Origin of the sequence: Lysobacter sp. CA196, assembly GCF_052078695.1 — a bacterium.
Classification (GTDB): Bacteria; Pseudomonadota; Gammaproteobacteria; order Xanthomonadales; family Xanthomonadaceae; genus Lysobacter.
Genome location: NZ_JBQJIN010000035.1, coordinates 13537 through 29294, shown reverse-complemented (window position 1 = coordinate 29294; position 15758 = coordinate 13537). Strand labels below are relative to the sequence as shown.

Here is a 15758-nt window from a genome sequence, read left to right as displayed (position 1 = left end):
CCTGTGAGACGGCCCTGGGTCGAGCGGCCGATGCGGTGAACGATTCAGATCAAATCCCTCGCCAGCCGGTATCCTCTTGCGCCGCCAGCACGCCCCACGCCTCGTCCCATGAAGATCGGTATCGATTTCGGCACCAGCTATTCGGCCGCCGCGGCCCTCGTCGACGGCGACGTCCGCACGATCCGTTTCGGCGAGGAGCGCCAGTTCCGCACCACGGTGTATTTCCCGGAGGCGGTGCCGGACCCGAGCCAGTTCGAGCTGACCGACGCGCTCGAAGCCGAGGTCGAGGCGCAGGTGCGCAATGCGCGCACCCAGCAGACCCGTGCGATCAACGAGGCCCAGGCGCGGCGCGAGCACGCCGCGCGCCTGCCGGCGGAACAGCGCGATGCGGTCCTGGCGATGATCCCGACGCCGGCGCAGCGCTCCGAGCAGGACCTGCGCCGCGACGCCATCCGCGCGGTGCGCCGGCAGTGGTTGGAACTGCAGGTGCGCGAAGCGCGCGCCTCGGCGGCCTCGTTGCAGAACGCGGTGTACGGCGAAGAAGCGGTCGAGGCCTATCTGAGCGAAGGCTTCGGCAATCTGGTGCAATCGCCCAAGTCGATGCTCGGCTATCAGCTCGCGCCGCACGTGCGCCAGACCATCGTCGGCATCGCCGGCTACATCCTCGAACACATCCGCCTGACCGCCGGCCAGCAACTCGGCGCCAACGTGCGCCGCGCCGTGCTCGGCCGTCCGGTGCAGTTCCGCAGCTCGCTCGGCGCGGCCGGCGGCGACCAGGCGCTGGAGATCATGACCGAGGCGGCAGCGAGCGCCGGCTTCGACGAGGTCAGCTTCCTCGAAGAACCGGTCGCGGCGGCGCTGGGCTATCACGCCCAGAGCGCCGACCGTCACCGCACCCTGGTGGTCGACATCGGCGGCGGCACCACCGACATCACCCTGGCCGAGGTCGGCGGCCCGCAGGCGCCGGTCGTGCTGGGCTCCTGGGGCATCGCCCGCGGCGGCGTCGACGTCGACCTGTCGCTGAGCCTGTCGCGTTTCATGCCGCTGTTCGGCAAGGGCCAGACGCGGGTGCCGGCACACCATTACGTCGAAGCCGCGACCGTCCACGACGTGGTGCGCCAGCGCGAGTTCCAGCGCCGCGACAGTTATCGCGAAGTCGACGCGCCGTTCGGCCCGCGCCTGATCTCGCTGCAGCAGGCCGGCAACACCACGCGCCTGAGCCGCGCGGTCGAGTCGACCAAGATCCACCTGAGCACGCAGGGCGACAGCCAGGCCGCGTTGGACTATATCGAGCGCGACCTCGGCCTGGCCTCGACTGCCGACGACCTGGCCCGCGCCGCCGATCCGTTCCTCGGCAACCTGGCCGAACTGCTGCGCGAGGTCGGCGCCGAGATTGGTGAAGCCCCGGCTGCGGTGTTCCTGACCGGCGGCATGTCGCGTGCGCCTTACGTGCGCGAAACCGTGCGCCAGTGTTTCCCGAACGCGCGCCAGGTCGCCGGCGATGCTTCGCTCGGCGTGGTCTCGGGCCTGGCGTTCGCAGCGGCGCGGGACTGATCCGCGCGCGGCAGCGGACTGCGTTGCCGCAGGACTTGTGATCCAATCGCGGCAGGCGTCCGTCGTTCCACGGACGCGCGCTATCAGAGGACACGAGGCATGCATGGACAGGCCGTAGAGGACCTGGCGCTGATGCGCGAGGTGGCGCAGCGTCACGAGCGTTTGTTGAAGGTGGCCTTGGGCTGGCGCAAGGACCACCCAGGGTTCACCTTCGCGTTGCGCACGCGCGACAACCCCAAGCGCAACCGCCTCGAAGCCGGCTACTGGTTCCAGGGCAATGAGTACTACCTGTTCTTCGCGCCGTTCAAACTCAGCGATTCGAACAACAAGACCCGCACCATCGGCCTGGTGTTCGCGCTGAAGAACGGCCAGATCCGCAAGGCCTACATCGAGATCGTCTACGGCAGCATCCAGGACCCGGTGCTGTGCCGGGTGCACGAGCGTCTGCTGCAGGCGCTGGGCATGGAGGTGACGCCGCGCCGGGAATGCAAGAAGACGATCCCGGCCTCGTCGCCGGAAGAGGCCTTCGTCTATTTCATGAACCACGTTTACCCGGTTGCGCAGCAGATCATCGCCGACGAAGGGGTGGAAGGGCGGTTCTTCATCACCCAGGAAGAATTCGCCTCGGCCATGGAGCGGCTGCCGCGCGGGCGCCGGCGGCCGCGACCGCCGGCCACGCTCGTGGAGCTGTGGAAGCCGCAACCCCCGGCGAGCGTCGTGCCGGTGGCGCAGCCGCGCACCAAGGCGGTCAACACCATTTATTACGGGCCGCCCGGCACCGGCAAGACCCGCAAATACGAGGAACTGCGCAGCGATCCGCGTTACCGCACCGAAGCGCAGGCGCTGTCGGCCGACGCGCGCGACGAGCGGCGCGTGGGTTCGTCGCCGTGGCATGCGGTCGTCGCCGCGGCGCTGCTCGACCTCGGCGGCGCGGCGCGGGTGCCGCAGCTGCGCGCGCATGCCTGGGTCCAGGCCTCGGCGCGGTTGCGCGGCCGTCCGCGCAGCTTGAACCAGATCCTGTGGGGGCAATTGCAGGCGCATGCACCTTTGGACTCGGCGACCGTGCGTACCAGCACCCGCACCGGCGCGGTGCTGTTCGACAAGGATGCGGACTCGGTCTGGCGCTTGCTGCCGGAGTGGCGCGATAACGCGCCGGACCTGGCCGAGGCTGTCGACGCCATCGTCGACGGCATCGATTTCCAGCAGCAGGCCAACGTGGCCGAGTCGCGCCTGAGCCTGGTCACCTTCCATCCGAGTTATTCCTACGAGGATTTCGTCGAGGGCATCCGGCCGGTGCCGGCCGACGGCGACGACGGACGCGTCGAGTTCCGGGTCCAGGCCGGGCTGTTCAAGGAGCTCTGCCGCGTCGCCCATCTGCACCCGCAGCAGCGCTACGCCTTGTTCATCGACGAGATCAACCGCGCCAACCTGGCGAAGGTGTTCGGCGAGTTGATCGCCTTGATCGAGCCCGACAAGCGCGTGACCGCGGGCGCCGAGCCGGGCGAAGGCAGCGGCCTGTGGGTGACGCTGCCGGCCAGCCACGAATTGTTCGGGGTACCGGACAACCTCGACCTCTACGCCACCATGAACACTGCCGACCGTTCGATCGCGCTGATGGACCTGGCGCTGCGGCGGCGGTTCCGCTTCGAAGAGACGCCGCCGCTGCCGGAAGAGATCAAGGGCGGCGATGGCGACGGCCGCGTGATCGCCGACGATGTGCGCGTGGACCTGCCGCGGTTGCTGCGCAAGCTCAACGAGCGCATCGAGTACCTGCTCGACCGCGACCACTGCATCGGCCACGCCTACTTCCTCGACGTGCGTTCGCTGGACGACCTGCGCAGCTGTTTCCGCGACCGCATCATTCCCTTGCTGCAGGAGTATTTCTTCGACGACTGGGGCCGGATCCAGCGCGTGCTCGGCAGCATGGGCAAGGCCGATCATTCGCCCTTCGTCGAGGCGCTGGACGTGGACGCGATCGATCTGTTCGGCGTGCACGTCTCCGACCTGCCGCGCATCCCGCGTTATCGCATCGAACTGACCGACGCCTCGCAGAACTGGTCCGCGGCCGACTTCCGCAGCCTGTATTCGCAGGGCGACGAGGACATCGACGACGACGAAGCCGGACTCGGGGACGGAGCCGAGCCGTGAACCCCGCGCTGCGCGCCTTCGAGCACACGCCGGTGCCGATCACGGCGCTGCCGACCGCGACCAGTCTCGGCCTCGACGAGGTCGAGCGCCTGGAAGCGGTCTGCTTGCTGCGACCGGGGCTGTGCGAGTTCGGGCGCCACTCGGTGCGCTTCGCCCAGTACTGCGGCGTGCTGTGCATCGGCGAGCGGATCCTGGAAATCTTGCCGAAGATCGACCGCACCGACCGCACCGACCGCACCGACCGCGGCACGGCGGATGCGGCGCCGGCCCACGACATGCTGCTGCGGATGTTGCGGGTGGTGCACGACCTGCCGTCGCCGCCGCTCGGGTCCGGTTCGCACGATCTGATCCGCTCGCCCCTGATCGAGCTGTTCGCCGGGCGTTTCCTCGCCGAGACCATGCGCCTGGTCAAGGCCGGGCTGCTGAAGTCCTACGTGTCCAGGGCCGAGAATTCGGCGACATTGCGCGGCCGCATCGACTGGCCGCGGCATCTGCGCGCCAATGCCGGCCGGCAGGATCGCGCCTGGTGCGAGTTCGACGAACTCACCCACGACGTCGCGGTGAATCGGATACTGGTGCTGGCCCTGCTGCATCTGCGCGATTGGTTGGTCGCGCCGACGTCGATACGTCTGTGGCATGAGCTGATGGCCGCGTTCGACGGCATCGCGCCGGCGCGTCGCGACGAGATCGAGCGGCTGTGCCTGGACCGCCAAAGCCGCCGCTATGCCGCGGCATTGAAGTGGGCGCGCTGGATCATCGAGGGCTTGTCGCCTTCGCTGCGTGCCGGGGCGGCCACGGCGCCGGCGTTGCTGTTCGACATGAACCGGTTGTTCGAGCGCTACGTCGCGATCAAGCTGGCCCGGCAAGCGCCGCCCGGTTGGGCAGTCGAATGCCAGCACGACGACCGCCATCTGGCTCGGGTCCTGGTCGGCGAGCAGGGCTCAAGCCCGGCCTACCGCCTCAAGCCGGACTTGCTGGTGCGTCGCGCCGACCGCATCGTGATGATCGCCGACACCAAATGGAAGCGGCTGGAGCGCGACCGCTACGGCAGGGTCCGCCCGTCCACCGACGATATGTACCAACTCAACGCCTATGCCACCGCGTTCCAGGAATGCGGCGAACTGGTGTTGATCTATCCCTGTTTCGACGGCCTGGCCGCGGACACTCTGGAGACGACGATGCGCTACGAACTGGCCGGCTCGAGCGGATCGCAGTCGCGGCGCGTGCACGTGGCCGCGGTCGATCTGATGGACGAGGTGCTGCGGGTGCGGATCGGTTCGAGCGGCGACGTGTTGCGCAGGCTGGCCGCATGAGCGCGCACGACAAGCCTTATTCCCCCTCCTGCGACCGCAACCGCGATCCGATCCTCGCGGTGTTGCGCGAGCATTTCGCCGGGCGCCGGCGGGTGCTGGAGATCGGCAGCGGCACCGGCCAGCACGCGGTGTATTTCGCCGCGGCCTTGCCGTCGTTGAGCTGGCAGTGTTCGGACCGCGCCGAGTACCTGCCCGGCATCGCGTCGTGGCTGGATGAGGCGGCCTTGCCGAACACGCCGCAGGCGGTGGGGCTCGACGTGGCCTGGCCGCGCTGGCCGGGCGAGGCGGATGCAGTGCGCTTCGACGCGGCGTTCAGCGCCAACAGCCTGCATATCATGGGCTGGACGCAGGTCGAGGCCTTTTTCCGCGGGCTCGACCGGGTGTTGGCGACGGACGCGACGGTCGTGGTCTACGGGCCGTTCAATTACCGCGGCGAATTCAGCAGCGACAGCAATCGCGAGTTCGATGCCTGGTTGAAGGCGCGCGATCCGCAGTCGGGGGTGCGCGATTTCGAGGCGGTCGATGCCCTGGCCGTAGCCATCGGGCTGCGCCTGGTCGTCGACCAGGCGATGCCGGCCAACAACCGTTGCCTGGTGTGGCGCCGGTCGCCGCCGCACAATGCCTGACCCTTCGGCTTCCCGACTCCGGCCATGATGCCTCGTCTGCCTTGCCTGGCCCTGCTGCCGTTATTGCTGCTCTTGTCAGGCTGCGACCGCGAGCCGGCGCCGCCCGAAGCCGCAGCGCGAACGCCGGACCTGCCGTGGCGGGTGTCGGCCTGGCCCTTGCGGGTCGACGCGGCGGCGGCCCAGCCGGACTTGATCGCGACGCCGGATGGGCGTGTGTGGTTGTCGTGGATCACCGGCGAAGCCGGCACGCATGCCTTGCGCTACGCCGTCGCCGATCGCGACGGCGGTTGGCCACAGCCGCCGCGCTCGATCGCCGTGGGCCAGGACTGGTTCGTCAATTGGGCCGACACGCCGCATCTCGCGGTGAGCGCCGGCGGCGCGGTGTGGGCGCATTGGCTGCAGAAATCGGCGCAGGCGCCGTATGCCTACGACGTGGTGCTGGTGCGCTCGGCCGGTGCCGGCGCGCCGTGGTCGGCGCCGCTCAAGGTCAATACCGACGGCGGTCAGAGCGAGCACGGCTTCGTCTCGATCTGGCCCGACGGCGCCGACGCGGTCGGCGTGGCATGGCTCGACGGCCGCCACAGCAACAGCGGCGAAGCCGGCCATGGCGGCGGTCACGGTGGAGGCTCCGGCGCGATGAGCCTGCGCAGCGTGCTGATCGGCGCCGACCTGCATCGCTACGACGAAGTCGAACTCGACACCATGACCTGCGATTGCTGCCAGACCGATGCGGCGATGACCGCGCGCGGCCCGCTGCTGGTCTATCGCGACCGCAGCGAGGCCGAGGTGCGCGACATCGCCGTCACCCGTCGCGACCCGAGCGGTTGGACGAAGCCGAAGCCGGTGCACGCCGACGGCTGGGTCATGCCGGCCTGCCCGGTCAACGGGCCCTCGGTCAGCGCGCGCGGCGAAGCGGCGCTGGTGGCTTGGTACACCGCGGCCGGAGACGTGCCGACGGTGCAGGCCGCCTACAGCAGCGATGCCGGCGATCGTTTCGCTGCGCCGCGGGTGCTCGACCGCGGCGAGCAGGCGCAGGGGCGGGTCGAAACCGCGTTGAGCGCCGATGCGGCCTGGGTGCTGTGGCTGCGCGAAGACCGCAGCGGCCAGAGCCTGCAGCTCGCGCGCTTGGCCCCGGATCTGTCGCACGAGCGTCAGCGCATCGAAGTCGCGCGCCTGCAGGGCCGCGGCCGCGGCACCGGGTTCGCGCAGATGGCAGTGACCGACGAGGCGGTGCACGTGGTCTGGACCGATTACGTCGGCCGCGAGGCGGTCCTGCGCGGGGCGCGGCTTCAGCCCGAGGCGACGGTGGTCAGCAAGGGCGAGTCGAACATCGCCGCCGGCGAGATCACCGGTTCGGCCAGCGGCACGCGTTCGCCGTAACGCTCGCGCAGCTTGGCCTTCACCGCCGGGTCGTCGAGCTTGAAGCTGCGCAGCGGCTGCAGCGCGCCGATGCGCAGACCCAGGGCGCGGTCGTACAGCTTCCAGACCAGTTCCGAACAGTAGATGCGCTGGTCCGACCACTCGAACGCCAGGTCGTAGCGGCGCCCGCGGAAGGCTTCCGCCGCGTTGTGCAGTTTCGTCGTCTGCTGCGCGGTCAAGGGCGTGCGCAGGCGCTTGAGCACGTAATGGCCGCCGCTGCCGCGCGCGATCCAACGCTGCAAGGGGGTGTAGGTGACCGGGTCGATCGCCTCGAACACGTAGGGCTGGCCATCGCGATGCAGGATCACCCCCATGTGGCTGTAGCGCGAGCCGGTCGCACGCTGGATCGCCTGGCTCTGCGAGGAGCGCGAGACGTGGAAGATCACGTCGCCGTCGCGGACCTGCGGCGGACGCGCATCGGCGCAACCGCAGGCGGATGCAGCGAGCAGCGCGGACAGCAGGCCGAAGGCGAGGCGGCGGAGTTTCATGCGGCCGGCTTTAGCCCGCCTGCGCCGCCGCGGTGGAGAACAACCGCAGTTCCTTGGCGTCCTCGCTCATGCGGACCATGCCCTCGAAGCGCAGGCCGAGCCGCTCCAGCACCTTGATCGAAGGCTGGTTGTCGGGGTCGGTGATCGCCAGCACCCGCGACAGCGCCAGTGCTTCGCGGGCGTGGCGCAGTACCGCTTCGCCGGATTCCAGCGCATAGCCGCGCGACCAATGGCGCGGCAGGAAGGCATAGCCCAGGTCGGGGTCGGGCAGGGTCTCGCGCCGCAGCAGGCCGCAAATGCCGATGGCTTCGCCGCTGTCGCGCAGTTCCACCCGCCACAGGCCGTAGCCGTTGCGGGCGTAGCTCAGCGCCGGGCCGTCGAGGATGTAGCGCACGGCGCCGTCGAGATCGCGCACGCCGCGGTCGCCGATGTTGGCGATGAAGGACGGTTCGTTGAGCAGTTCGAGGATGAAGCCGGCATCGTCCGGCGTCAGTTCGCGCAACAGCAGGCGTTCGGTCTGGATCGGCGTAGTGGACGGCATCGGCGGTATCGGGTTTGCTGGAGTGCGGCGCGCGCTCGTCGCCGCGCCGGGGTCGGTGCACGATACGCCAGCACGCGGCGTTCGCGCAGCCTGCGGACGCGCCGGAGTTTGCGCTACGCTGCCGGAGCGGTTCGGGCTGGCCGTGAGAAGTCTGTGGACGGTTTGTCGCCTGTCGCGAGGGTTCGCGGTCGCGGCTTGTGACCGAAGGAAATCCCTGTGGGACGCCGCTCCTACCCTTGCTGGCGTCGCTCCTGGGTAGGAGCGGCGCGAGCCGCGACCGCGCCAATGCGATGACGGAGCAGGCTGCGGTACTCGAACTGCCGCCCTGTCGCCTTACTTCGACAACGGCAACGACTGCTGCGAGGGCTCGATCGTGCCCTCGCCGCGCATGACCTTCTTGTATTCGGCGCGCGAGACCGACACATAGCGGTCGTTGCCGCCGATCTCGACTTGCGGCCCGTCCTGCACGGCGCGGCCGGCCTCGTCGACGCGCACGGTCATGGTCGCCTTCTTGCCGGAATGGCAGATGGTCTTGATCTCGGTCAGCTCGTCGGCCCAGGCCAATAGATATTGGCTGCCTTCGAACAGTTCGCCGCGGAAGTCGGTGCGCAGGCCGTAGCACAGCACCGGGATACGCAGGTCGTCGACGATTTCGCTGAGCTGCCAGACCTGCGATCGGCTGAGGAACTGGGCTTCGTCCACCAGCACGCAGTGCAGCTGTCCCTGCGCGGCGATGTCGGCGCGGATCAGCCGTTCCAGGTCGGCGTCGTGGTCGAAGGCGACGGCGTCGGCGCGCAGGCCGATCCGCGAGGCCACGGTGCCGCTGCCGGCGCGGTCGTCCAGGCGCGGGGTCAGGATCGCCACGCGCATGCCGCGCTCTTGGTAGTTGTGCGCCGACTGCAGCAGGGTCGTGGTCTTGCCGGCGTTCATCGCCGAATAATAGAAATAGAGCTTGGCCATGGCCGCAGTTTAGGGCGCCGCGCGCCGCCGCCACAGACTTGACGCGCGGCGCGCGAGCGCTGAAGACATGCTCCGGCCCGTTCAGCCGGGGGCGAATGCGGCGCCGGCCGCATCAACGAGGACGCGGGTCCTCGGGGTCGACCTTGCCGTTCGCTGCACTCTCGGCCGGCGGCGGGACGGCGCCTTCCGGATTCATCGCCTCGACGTCGCCGACGTTGACCGTGCCGCCGAGTTTCAGCTTCCACAGGCGGTCCTGGCGTTGCCAGTAGTGCTCGGCGTTCCAGTTGGCGTCGGCGTACAGTCCACCGGTCAGAGCGACCGAGCCGGAGGCGTCGCGCTGACCGGCCAGCACGCCGACGTCGGTGCCGATGTGGCTGCCGGTGATCTGGTTGCGCAGGCGTTGCAGGCGACGGGCGTAGCGCGGCTTGACCGTCGGGTCGCCGTACACCCGGTACAGCGCCGGGCCTTGTTCGAGCGCGCGCTGGCGTTCGGCCGCGCTCAGCTGCGCCCAGTAGCGTTCGCGCAGGCCGACCAGGTCGCGATAGCCGCGCTCGGCGGCGAGGTCCATCCACACATAGGCGAGGGCGCGGTCGGCCGCCACGCCTTCGCCTTTCCAGTACATCTCCGCGACCAAGCCTTGCGCGGGCTTGTCGCCGAAATAGCCGGCGCGGCGAAAATGATCGAGGGCGACCGCGCGATGCCCGCGCCGATACGACTGCAGGCCGAGCTGGCGGTACTCCACGTCGGGATGCAGGTGCATGTAGCCGACGTCGGCCAGGGCCGCATCCGCGGCCGGGTCGGGCCCGATCGGCGCCGGGGTTGCAGCCGAGGCCGAACTTGTCGCCAATGAGGCGGCGAACAGAAAACAGATCAGACGTCCTGTCACGGCGTGCGCTCCGGTACTCGCGCCGGGCGGAGGTTCGGCGCGGTCGCGAGGGTAGCAAGCCCGGACCAGGGGCGCAGCCAGGAGCATCGCTTCAAGGGCGCTGGCTGCTCATGATCGTTTCCAGCGTACCGACCTCGACGTTGCCGCCGCTTTGCCAGACCGCGTCCTCGACCGCCCAGTAGCGGCGGGTGTCCATGCGCCAGTCGGCGTACATCGGGCGCAGGTCGAGCGAGTCGCCGGGGTCGAAAAGGCTCGAGCCGCCGCGCGAGGCGAACACCCGCAGGTTGCCGGTGGTCAGGCCGGCCGGGCTGCCGGTGATGCGGCTGCGGGCGCGGGCCACGGCGCGCTCCATGCGCGGCTTGGCGGTCTCGTCGGCGTATTCGTCGAAGATCGCCACACCCTGCCGCAGGGCACGCTGGCGCTCGGCCTCGTCGAGTTCCTGCCACATCTTTTCGCGCAGCAATACGAACTGCGGGTAGCTGCGCTCGGCGGCGAGGTCGGCCCAGGCGTAGGCGAGGGCGCGGTCGTGCGGCACGCCGAGGCCGTGCCAGTACATCAGGCTGAGCCGATGCTGCGAATACTTGTCGGCATAACGTGCGGCGCGGCGGAAGAAACGCGAGGCGTCCTGCCACTGCCCGCGGCCGGCCGCGTCGCTGCCGTACAAGCGCCACAGCTCGTTGGGATAGGTTGCCGACATGCGTTGGCGGGCGTCGAAATCGCGGTGGCCGATGCGGTCGGTTTCGGCGCTGGCCAACTGCTCCGGCGTCGCCTCGGTCGGCCCGGCGGCCGTGGAGCCCGCGGCGGCAGGGCGGGCGGAAGTGGAGCCGGCCGTGGCGGCCATGGAGGACATGACCAGCCCGGCGCCAGCCAGCAGGACGACCAGACCACGTGCCATGGCGACCTCCGACGAGGGCCCGGCGCGGTCCGGGCCTGCGCCGCCTAGCCTACCCGAGCCGCCCGGCCCGGTCGCGGGCGTGGCGGTTAGACTGTGCGGCCTGACCGGCCCTTGCCGGCGATCCGACATTCCATGCACGGTCTCAATCCCCCCCAACGCGCCGCCGTTCTGAACACCGAAGGGCCGCTGCTCGTGCTCGCCGGCGCCGGCAGCGGCAAGACCCGCGTCATCGTCGAGAAGATCGCCCATCTGATCGCGTCCGGCCGCATGCCGGCCAAGCGCATCGCCGCGATCACCTTCACCAACAAATCCGCCAAGGAAATGCGCGAGCGCGTGGCCAAGCGGATCCGGGGCGACGGCGCCGACGGATTGACCATCTGCACCTTCCACGCGCTGGGGCTGAAATTCCTCCAGTTCGAACACGCCAAGCTCGGCCTGCGCCGCGGCTTCAGCGTGTTCGACAGCGACGACAGCAACGCCCAGATCAAGGACCTGCTGCCGGCCGGCAGCAAGCCCGACGTGATCGACGAGATGCGCAACCTGATCTCGCGAGCCAAGAACTCCGGCCTGTCGCCCGCCGAAGCCATGCGCGAGTCGCGCAGCGCGCGCGAGATCGAGGCCGCGACGGTGTACGAGATGTACCAGGCGCGGTTGACCACCTTCAATGCGGTCGACTTCGACGACCTGATCCGTCTGCCGGTGCAGTTGCTGGAAGCCGACAACGAGGTGCAGCTGGCCTGGCGCGAACGCATCGGCTACCTGCTGGTCGACGAGTGCCAGGACACCAACGACGCCCAGTACCGCTTGCTCAAGGCCCTGGCCGGCCCGCGCGGCCTGTTCACCTGCGTGGGCGACGACGACCAGTCGATCTACGCCTGGCGCGGCGCCAACCCCGACAACCTGCTGGAACTGGGCAAGGACTATCCGAGCCTGGAGATCATCAAGCTCGAACAGAACTACCGCTGCAGCAACCGCGTGTTGCGCGCGGCCAATGCGCTGATCGCCAACAACCCGCACGAACACCCCAAGACCCTGTGGAGCGACCAGGCCGACGGCGAGCGCATCCGCGTCTGGGAGTGCCGCGACAGCGCTCATGAGGCCGAGAAGGTCGCCGCCGAAATCCAGTACCTGGCGCAGAAGAACCAGGCGATGTGGGCCGATTTCTGCATCCTGTTCCGCGGCAACCACCAAAGCCGCGCGCTGGAAAAAGCGCTGCAGTTGCTGCGCGTGCCTTATCACCTCAGCGGCGGCACCGCGTTCCTGGAGCGCGGCGAGGTCAAGGACGCGCTGTCCTGGCTGCGCCTGATCGCCAACCCCGACGACGACGCGGCCTTCTTGCGCGCGGTGACCTCGCCCAAGCGCGAGGTCGGCGCGACCACCCTGGCCAAGCTGGCCGAGATGGCCCAGCACGCGCAGCTGCCGATGTCGCGCATGGCCGAATCGATCAACGCGATCAAGCAGCTCAGCCCGCGCGCCGGCACCGCGCTCGACGGTTTCGTGCAGATCCTGCGCTTCCTGCGCGCCGAAGCGCAGCGCATCAGCCCCGGCGAACTGGTCGGCGTGCTGGCCGAACGCAGCGGCCTGCTGGCTTCGATCCGCGCCCAGTGCAAGGACGAAGCTTCGTTCCAACGACGTAAGGAAAACCTCGGCGAACTGTCGGGCTGGTTCGACGGCGGCAAGGGTGCGGGCCCGGGCGAGCTGGCCGCGCAGCTGGCGCTGCTGTCGCACGCCGACAAGGGCGAGGCCGGCAATCAGGTGCGGCTGATGAGCCTGCACGCGGCCAAGGGCCTGGAGTTTCGCTACGTGTTCATCGTCGGCGTCGAAGACGGCAACCTGCCGCACGACGCCAGCCTCGACGAAGGCCGCCTCGACGAAGAGCGGCGCCTGATGTACGTGGGCATCACCCGCGCCAAGGAAGCGCTGTATCTGTCGCACGCGCGCGAAACCCAGCGCTGGGGCGAACGCATCCGGCTCAAGCCGAGCCGTTTCATCGAAGAATTGCCGGCGGCCGAACTGCAACGCGACGGCGCCGACCCGGTTGCGGACGCGGCGCGCAAGCACGAGCGCGCGAACGCGGGGTTCGCGGCGATCAAGGCCTTGTTGGAAAACGGCTGAGCGGGCTGAAAGCAGACTGTTGATCGCGGATCAGGTCGTCTGCCACAGGGAAAGCTTCCGTAATCATCTTATGAACCGGCGCACATTTAACGGCGCCGGGAAGTAGGTTTGGTGCGCATTGTCGATGGCAGTATTGCCTTGCCCCGCTGCTCGGGGTTAGTTTCGGTAATTCGTAAGGGGGTAAGCATGAATGACTATTCCGTTTTACGTAGGTTGAGTCGTCGTTTCTCGGCTTTTCGGGAGCCCCAGAACGGGCCTTCGCTGGCCGATGGCGGCGACAGTACTCCGCTCCCGGACGAATTCGTCGTAGCCGAGCCGGCCCCCAAGATCCTGGTTAGTGAAGGCCTTTGCCCGACCTGCGGCGAGTCGGTGGTTTTTTCCGCGACCCACGAATGGTTGCGAGACAGCTATCTCTGCGAGAGTTGCGGCAGCATTCCGCGTGAACGTGCATTGATGTATGTGATCGATACGCTTTATCCGCAGTGGCGCGAGATGCGCATCCACGAATCGTCCCCGGCAGGGCGGGGAGCGAGTTTGAAGTTGCAAACCGAATGCCGCGACTATATTCCGACTCAGTTCTTTCCCGGTGTCGTGGCGGGCGAATTCGTATCCGGCGTCCGTTGCGAAAACATGGAGAAGCTTTCGTTCGCCGATGAGAGCATCGATTTACACATCTCACAGGATGTCATGGAGCATGTGTTCGATCCCGCAGGCGCATTCTATGAAGTAGCGCGTACCTTGCGTCCCGGTGGCGCGCATATCTTCACAGTCCCCTTGGTGCATCGGAATTATCCGTCGGAGCGTCGTGCGAGCTTGAATGGCGACGGTAGCATCGAATATCTCCGTGAGGCTCAGTATCACGGTAATCCGGTCAGCGAAGACGGCGCATTGGTCACGGTGGACTGGGGCTACGATATTTGCCGTTACATTCACGCCGCATCCGGCCTATTCACGCAACTGATCAGAATCGACGATTTGAGCAAGGGCATCCGAGCCGAGCTCAATGAGGTGCTGGTAACGGTGAAGCCTGGACCGGGGCAGTCTGATCGCATCTGATCACGGTCGCCGCGCTGTGGCTGGTCTATCCTTGCGTCCGAACTTTCGAACGTCGAGGTAAAGGTACCGAGCCATGGCCCTGTTGATCAACGCCTACTCCACGCTCGCCGCGCCGCCGGCGCCGGATTTCCTCAAGGCCACGCCGGCCTATCGCGACCGCAGCGATGCCGAACTGGTGCCGCATCTGCAGGGCTTCGTCGGTTACGTGCTCGGCACGATCGAAGACGGCATGGACGCCCGCACGTTTGCGGTGATCCGCCATCTGCAGCGGGTCCAGAGCCACTACAGCTTCGAGGTCGAGGACGGCGCGTTCGAGGCCCTGGCCTCGTGGGCGCAGGCCGCGAACGCGGTCTGCTTCCTGCCCGACGGCTCGGTGCGCGATCCGGCCGGACAAGTGCTGGTCAGCCAGGGCGAGCCCTCGGTCGATGCCGACTCGGCCCTGCCGTATCCGGCCGATGCGCGCGAACGCAAGGTGCGCAGCGAAGCGGAATTGCAGGCGCTCGGCGCGAACGTACCGGCGCATCTGCCGCCGGTGCTCGGCGCCGGCGAAGTGCGCCTGCGCGCGCCGGAGGACGCCATGCGGCGGATGCTGGCGCTGACCGCGGTCGCGGTGCGCGCCGAGTCGTTGGGCAGCGACCCGCTGTCGACGCAGGAGATCGCACTCAAGCTCGGCCCGGGTGTCGCCGCGTTGACGCCGGCCGAACGCGCCTTCATCGATGCCCAAACGCCCGACGAGGAAACCTGGGCCAATCATGGCTGGCGCTACGAGAGCGCGGCGCTGCTGCAGTGGGCGCTGGGCCTGAGCGACGCGCTGCCGCCGCCGACCGCGATCTGCGATGCCGGCGAGGTCGCGCTGACCGCGATCGAACACGCCGACGAGGCCCACATCGCCGCCGCACGACTGCGTCCGGTAGCGGAATTGCTCGACGCCCTCGATGGGCTTTATCGCCGGCATTGGCTGGTCCGCCAAGCCCGCCTCGACGAAAAAGCGCCGCCGGCCGACCTGCACCCGAGCATCGTCTACGAGCGCCATTACGCGCTCAATTGGCTGTTGCGGTTCGACGAACAGGAGTGGGACGAAGTCGGCACGCCTACTTGAAGCGAGGAGCGAGTCAAGAGGAGTGAGTAACGAGTGGGAGCGGCGACGCTCCGCTGCTGGTTCCGCCTCCAGTTCCTGCTACTAGCTCCTAAGTTCCTAACCACCAGTTCCTAACCTCTTTCCAGACCCTGGCCGCCGCCACAATGTCCCTTTTCACCATCCGCAACGTCACCCCCGCCGATCATCCGGCCGTACTCGCGCTCAACCTCGAATCCGAGGCCCTGATGAGCCCGCTCGACGCGCAGCGGCTCGCCGAGCTGGACCGCCAGTCGGTGTATCACCGCGTGGTCTGCGACGGCGACACCGTAGTCGCGTTCCTGCTCGGGTTTCGCGAAGGCGCCGACTACGACAGCCCGAACTACCTGTGGTTTTCCGAACGTTATCCGACCTTCCTGTACGTCGACCGCATCGCCGTCGCCGCCAGCCACCGCGGGCGCAAGCTCGGCGGTCTGCTCTACGACGATCTGTTCGCGTTCGCCCGCGAGCGCGGCTTCGCCCAGATCGTCTGCGAGTTCTACATCGTGCCGTTCAACGAAGCCTCCAGCCGTTTCCATGCGCGCTACGGTTTCGGCGAAGTCGGCACGCAATGGGTGGCCGGCGATACCAAGCAGGTCTCGCTGCAGGTCGCGCCGGTGCCGGCTTGAAGCCGCGGTCCGGT

At 68.3% G+C, this 15758-nt stretch carries 14 protein-coding genes; 9 read left to right on the top strand and 5 right to left on the bottom strand.

Annotated features, from left to right (window positions below; all coding sequences use genetic code 11):
• The first annotated feature begins 108 nt into the window (after window positions 1-108).
• From ACTOWK_RS21220 to ACTOWK_RS21200, 5 genes are all read left to right on the top strand, one after another.
• Window positions 109-1554, top strand: coding sequence for an Hsp70 family protein (locus tag ACTOWK_RS21220; RefSeq protein WP_441332077.1), 1446 nt, complete (start codon window positions 109-111; stop codon window positions 1552-1554).
• Window positions 1555-1653: 99 nt separating this feature from the next.
• Window positions 1654-3702: an McrB family protein gene (locus ACTOWK_RS21215; protein WP_441332076.1), complete on the top strand. Its 2049-nt coding sequence runs from the start codon at window positions 1654-1656 to the stop codon at window positions 3700-3702.
• Window positions 3699-5015 (top strand): McrC family protein, encoded by a 1317-nt coding sequence (locus ACTOWK_RS21210; protein WP_441332075.1) that lies wholly within the window; start codon window positions 3699-3701, stop codon window positions 5013-5015. The genes ACTOWK_RS21215 and ACTOWK_RS21210 overlap by 4 nt, the downstream gene beginning before the upstream one ends.
• Complete coding sequence (locus tag ACTOWK_RS21205; RefSeq protein ID WP_441332074.1) at window positions 5012-5641, top strand: DUF938 domain-containing protein; 630 nt, start codon at window positions 5012-5014, stop codon at window positions 5639-5641. The genes ACTOWK_RS21210 and ACTOWK_RS21205 overlap by 4 nt, the downstream gene beginning before the upstream one ends.
• A 24-nt stretch (window positions 5642-5665) precedes the next feature.
• On the top strand, window positions 5666-7021 hold the full coding sequence (locus tag ACTOWK_RS21200; protein ID WP_441332073.1) for a hypothetical protein: 1356 nt from the start codon (window positions 5666-5668) through the stop codon (window positions 7019-7021).
• Here the strand turns inward: ACTOWK_RS21200 and ACTOWK_RS21195 are convergent.
• The 5 genes from ACTOWK_RS21195 to ACTOWK_RS21175 all read right to left on the bottom strand — a co-directional run bounded on the left by ACTOWK_RS21195 (window position 6931) and on the right by ACTOWK_RS21175 (window position 10830).
• Window positions 6931-7548, bottom strand: a complete 618-nt coding sequence (locus ACTOWK_RS21195) for a YiiX family permuted papain-like enzyme (protein ID WP_441332072.1) — start codon at window positions 7546-7548, stop codon at window positions 6931-6933. The two genes, ACTOWK_RS21200 and ACTOWK_RS21195, sit on opposite strands and share 91 nt — an antisense overlap.
• A 10-nt stretch (window positions 7549-7558) precedes the next feature.
• Window positions 7559-8089, bottom strand: coding sequence for a GNAT family N-acetyltransferase (locus ACTOWK_RS21190; protein WP_441332071.1), 531 nt, complete (start codon window positions 8087-8089; stop codon window positions 7559-7561).
• Between the two features lie 333 nt (window positions 8090-8422).
• Window positions 8423-9049: a thymidine kinase gene (locus ACTOWK_RS21185; protein ID WP_441332070.1), complete on the bottom strand. Its 627-nt coding sequence runs from the start codon at window positions 9047-9049 to the stop codon at window positions 8423-8425.
• Between the two features lie 112 nt (window positions 9050-9161).
• A complete protein-coding gene (locus ACTOWK_RS21180; protein ID WP_441332069.1) occupies window positions 9162-9935 on the bottom strand; it encodes a hypothetical protein in 774 nt (257 codons plus the stop codon).
• 91 nt (window positions 9936-10026) lie between these two features.
• Window positions 10027-10830, bottom strand: coding sequence for a hypothetical protein (locus ACTOWK_RS21175; protein WP_441332068.1), 804 nt, complete (start codon window positions 10828-10830; stop codon window positions 10027-10029).
• Between the two features lie 132 nt (window positions 10831-10962).
• Here ACTOWK_RS21175 and ACTOWK_RS21170 point away from each other — a divergent pair, with 132 nt between their 5' ends.
• From ACTOWK_RS21170 to ACTOWK_RS21155, 4 genes are all read left to right on the top strand, one after another.
• Window positions 10963-12945 carry a UvrD-helicase domain-containing protein gene (locus tag ACTOWK_RS21170; protein ID WP_441332067.1) on the top strand — a complete coding sequence of 661 codons (1983 nt, stop codon included), beginning with the start codon at window positions 10963-10965 and terminating at the stop codon, window positions 12943-12945.
• A 186-nt stretch (window positions 12946-13131) separates the two neighbouring features.
• Entirely contained in the window at window positions 13132-14001 is an 870-nt protein-coding gene (locus ACTOWK_RS21165; RefSeq protein WP_441332066.1) for a class I SAM-dependent methyltransferase, read from the top strand.
• 73 nt (window positions 14002-14074) lie between these two features.
• Window positions 14075-15100 carry a DUF4272 domain-containing protein gene (locus ACTOWK_RS21160; RefSeq protein WP_441332065.1) on the top strand — a complete coding sequence of 342 codons (1026 nt, stop codon included), beginning with the start codon at window positions 14075-14077 and terminating at the stop codon, window positions 15098-15100.
• 143 nt (window positions 15101-15243) lie between these two features.
• Window positions 15244-15744 (top strand): GNAT family N-acetyltransferase, encoded by a 501-nt coding sequence (locus ACTOWK_RS21155; RefSeq protein WP_441332064.1) that lies wholly within the window; start codon window positions 15244-15246, stop codon window positions 15742-15744.
• Window positions 15745-15758 lie beyond the last annotated feature (14 nt).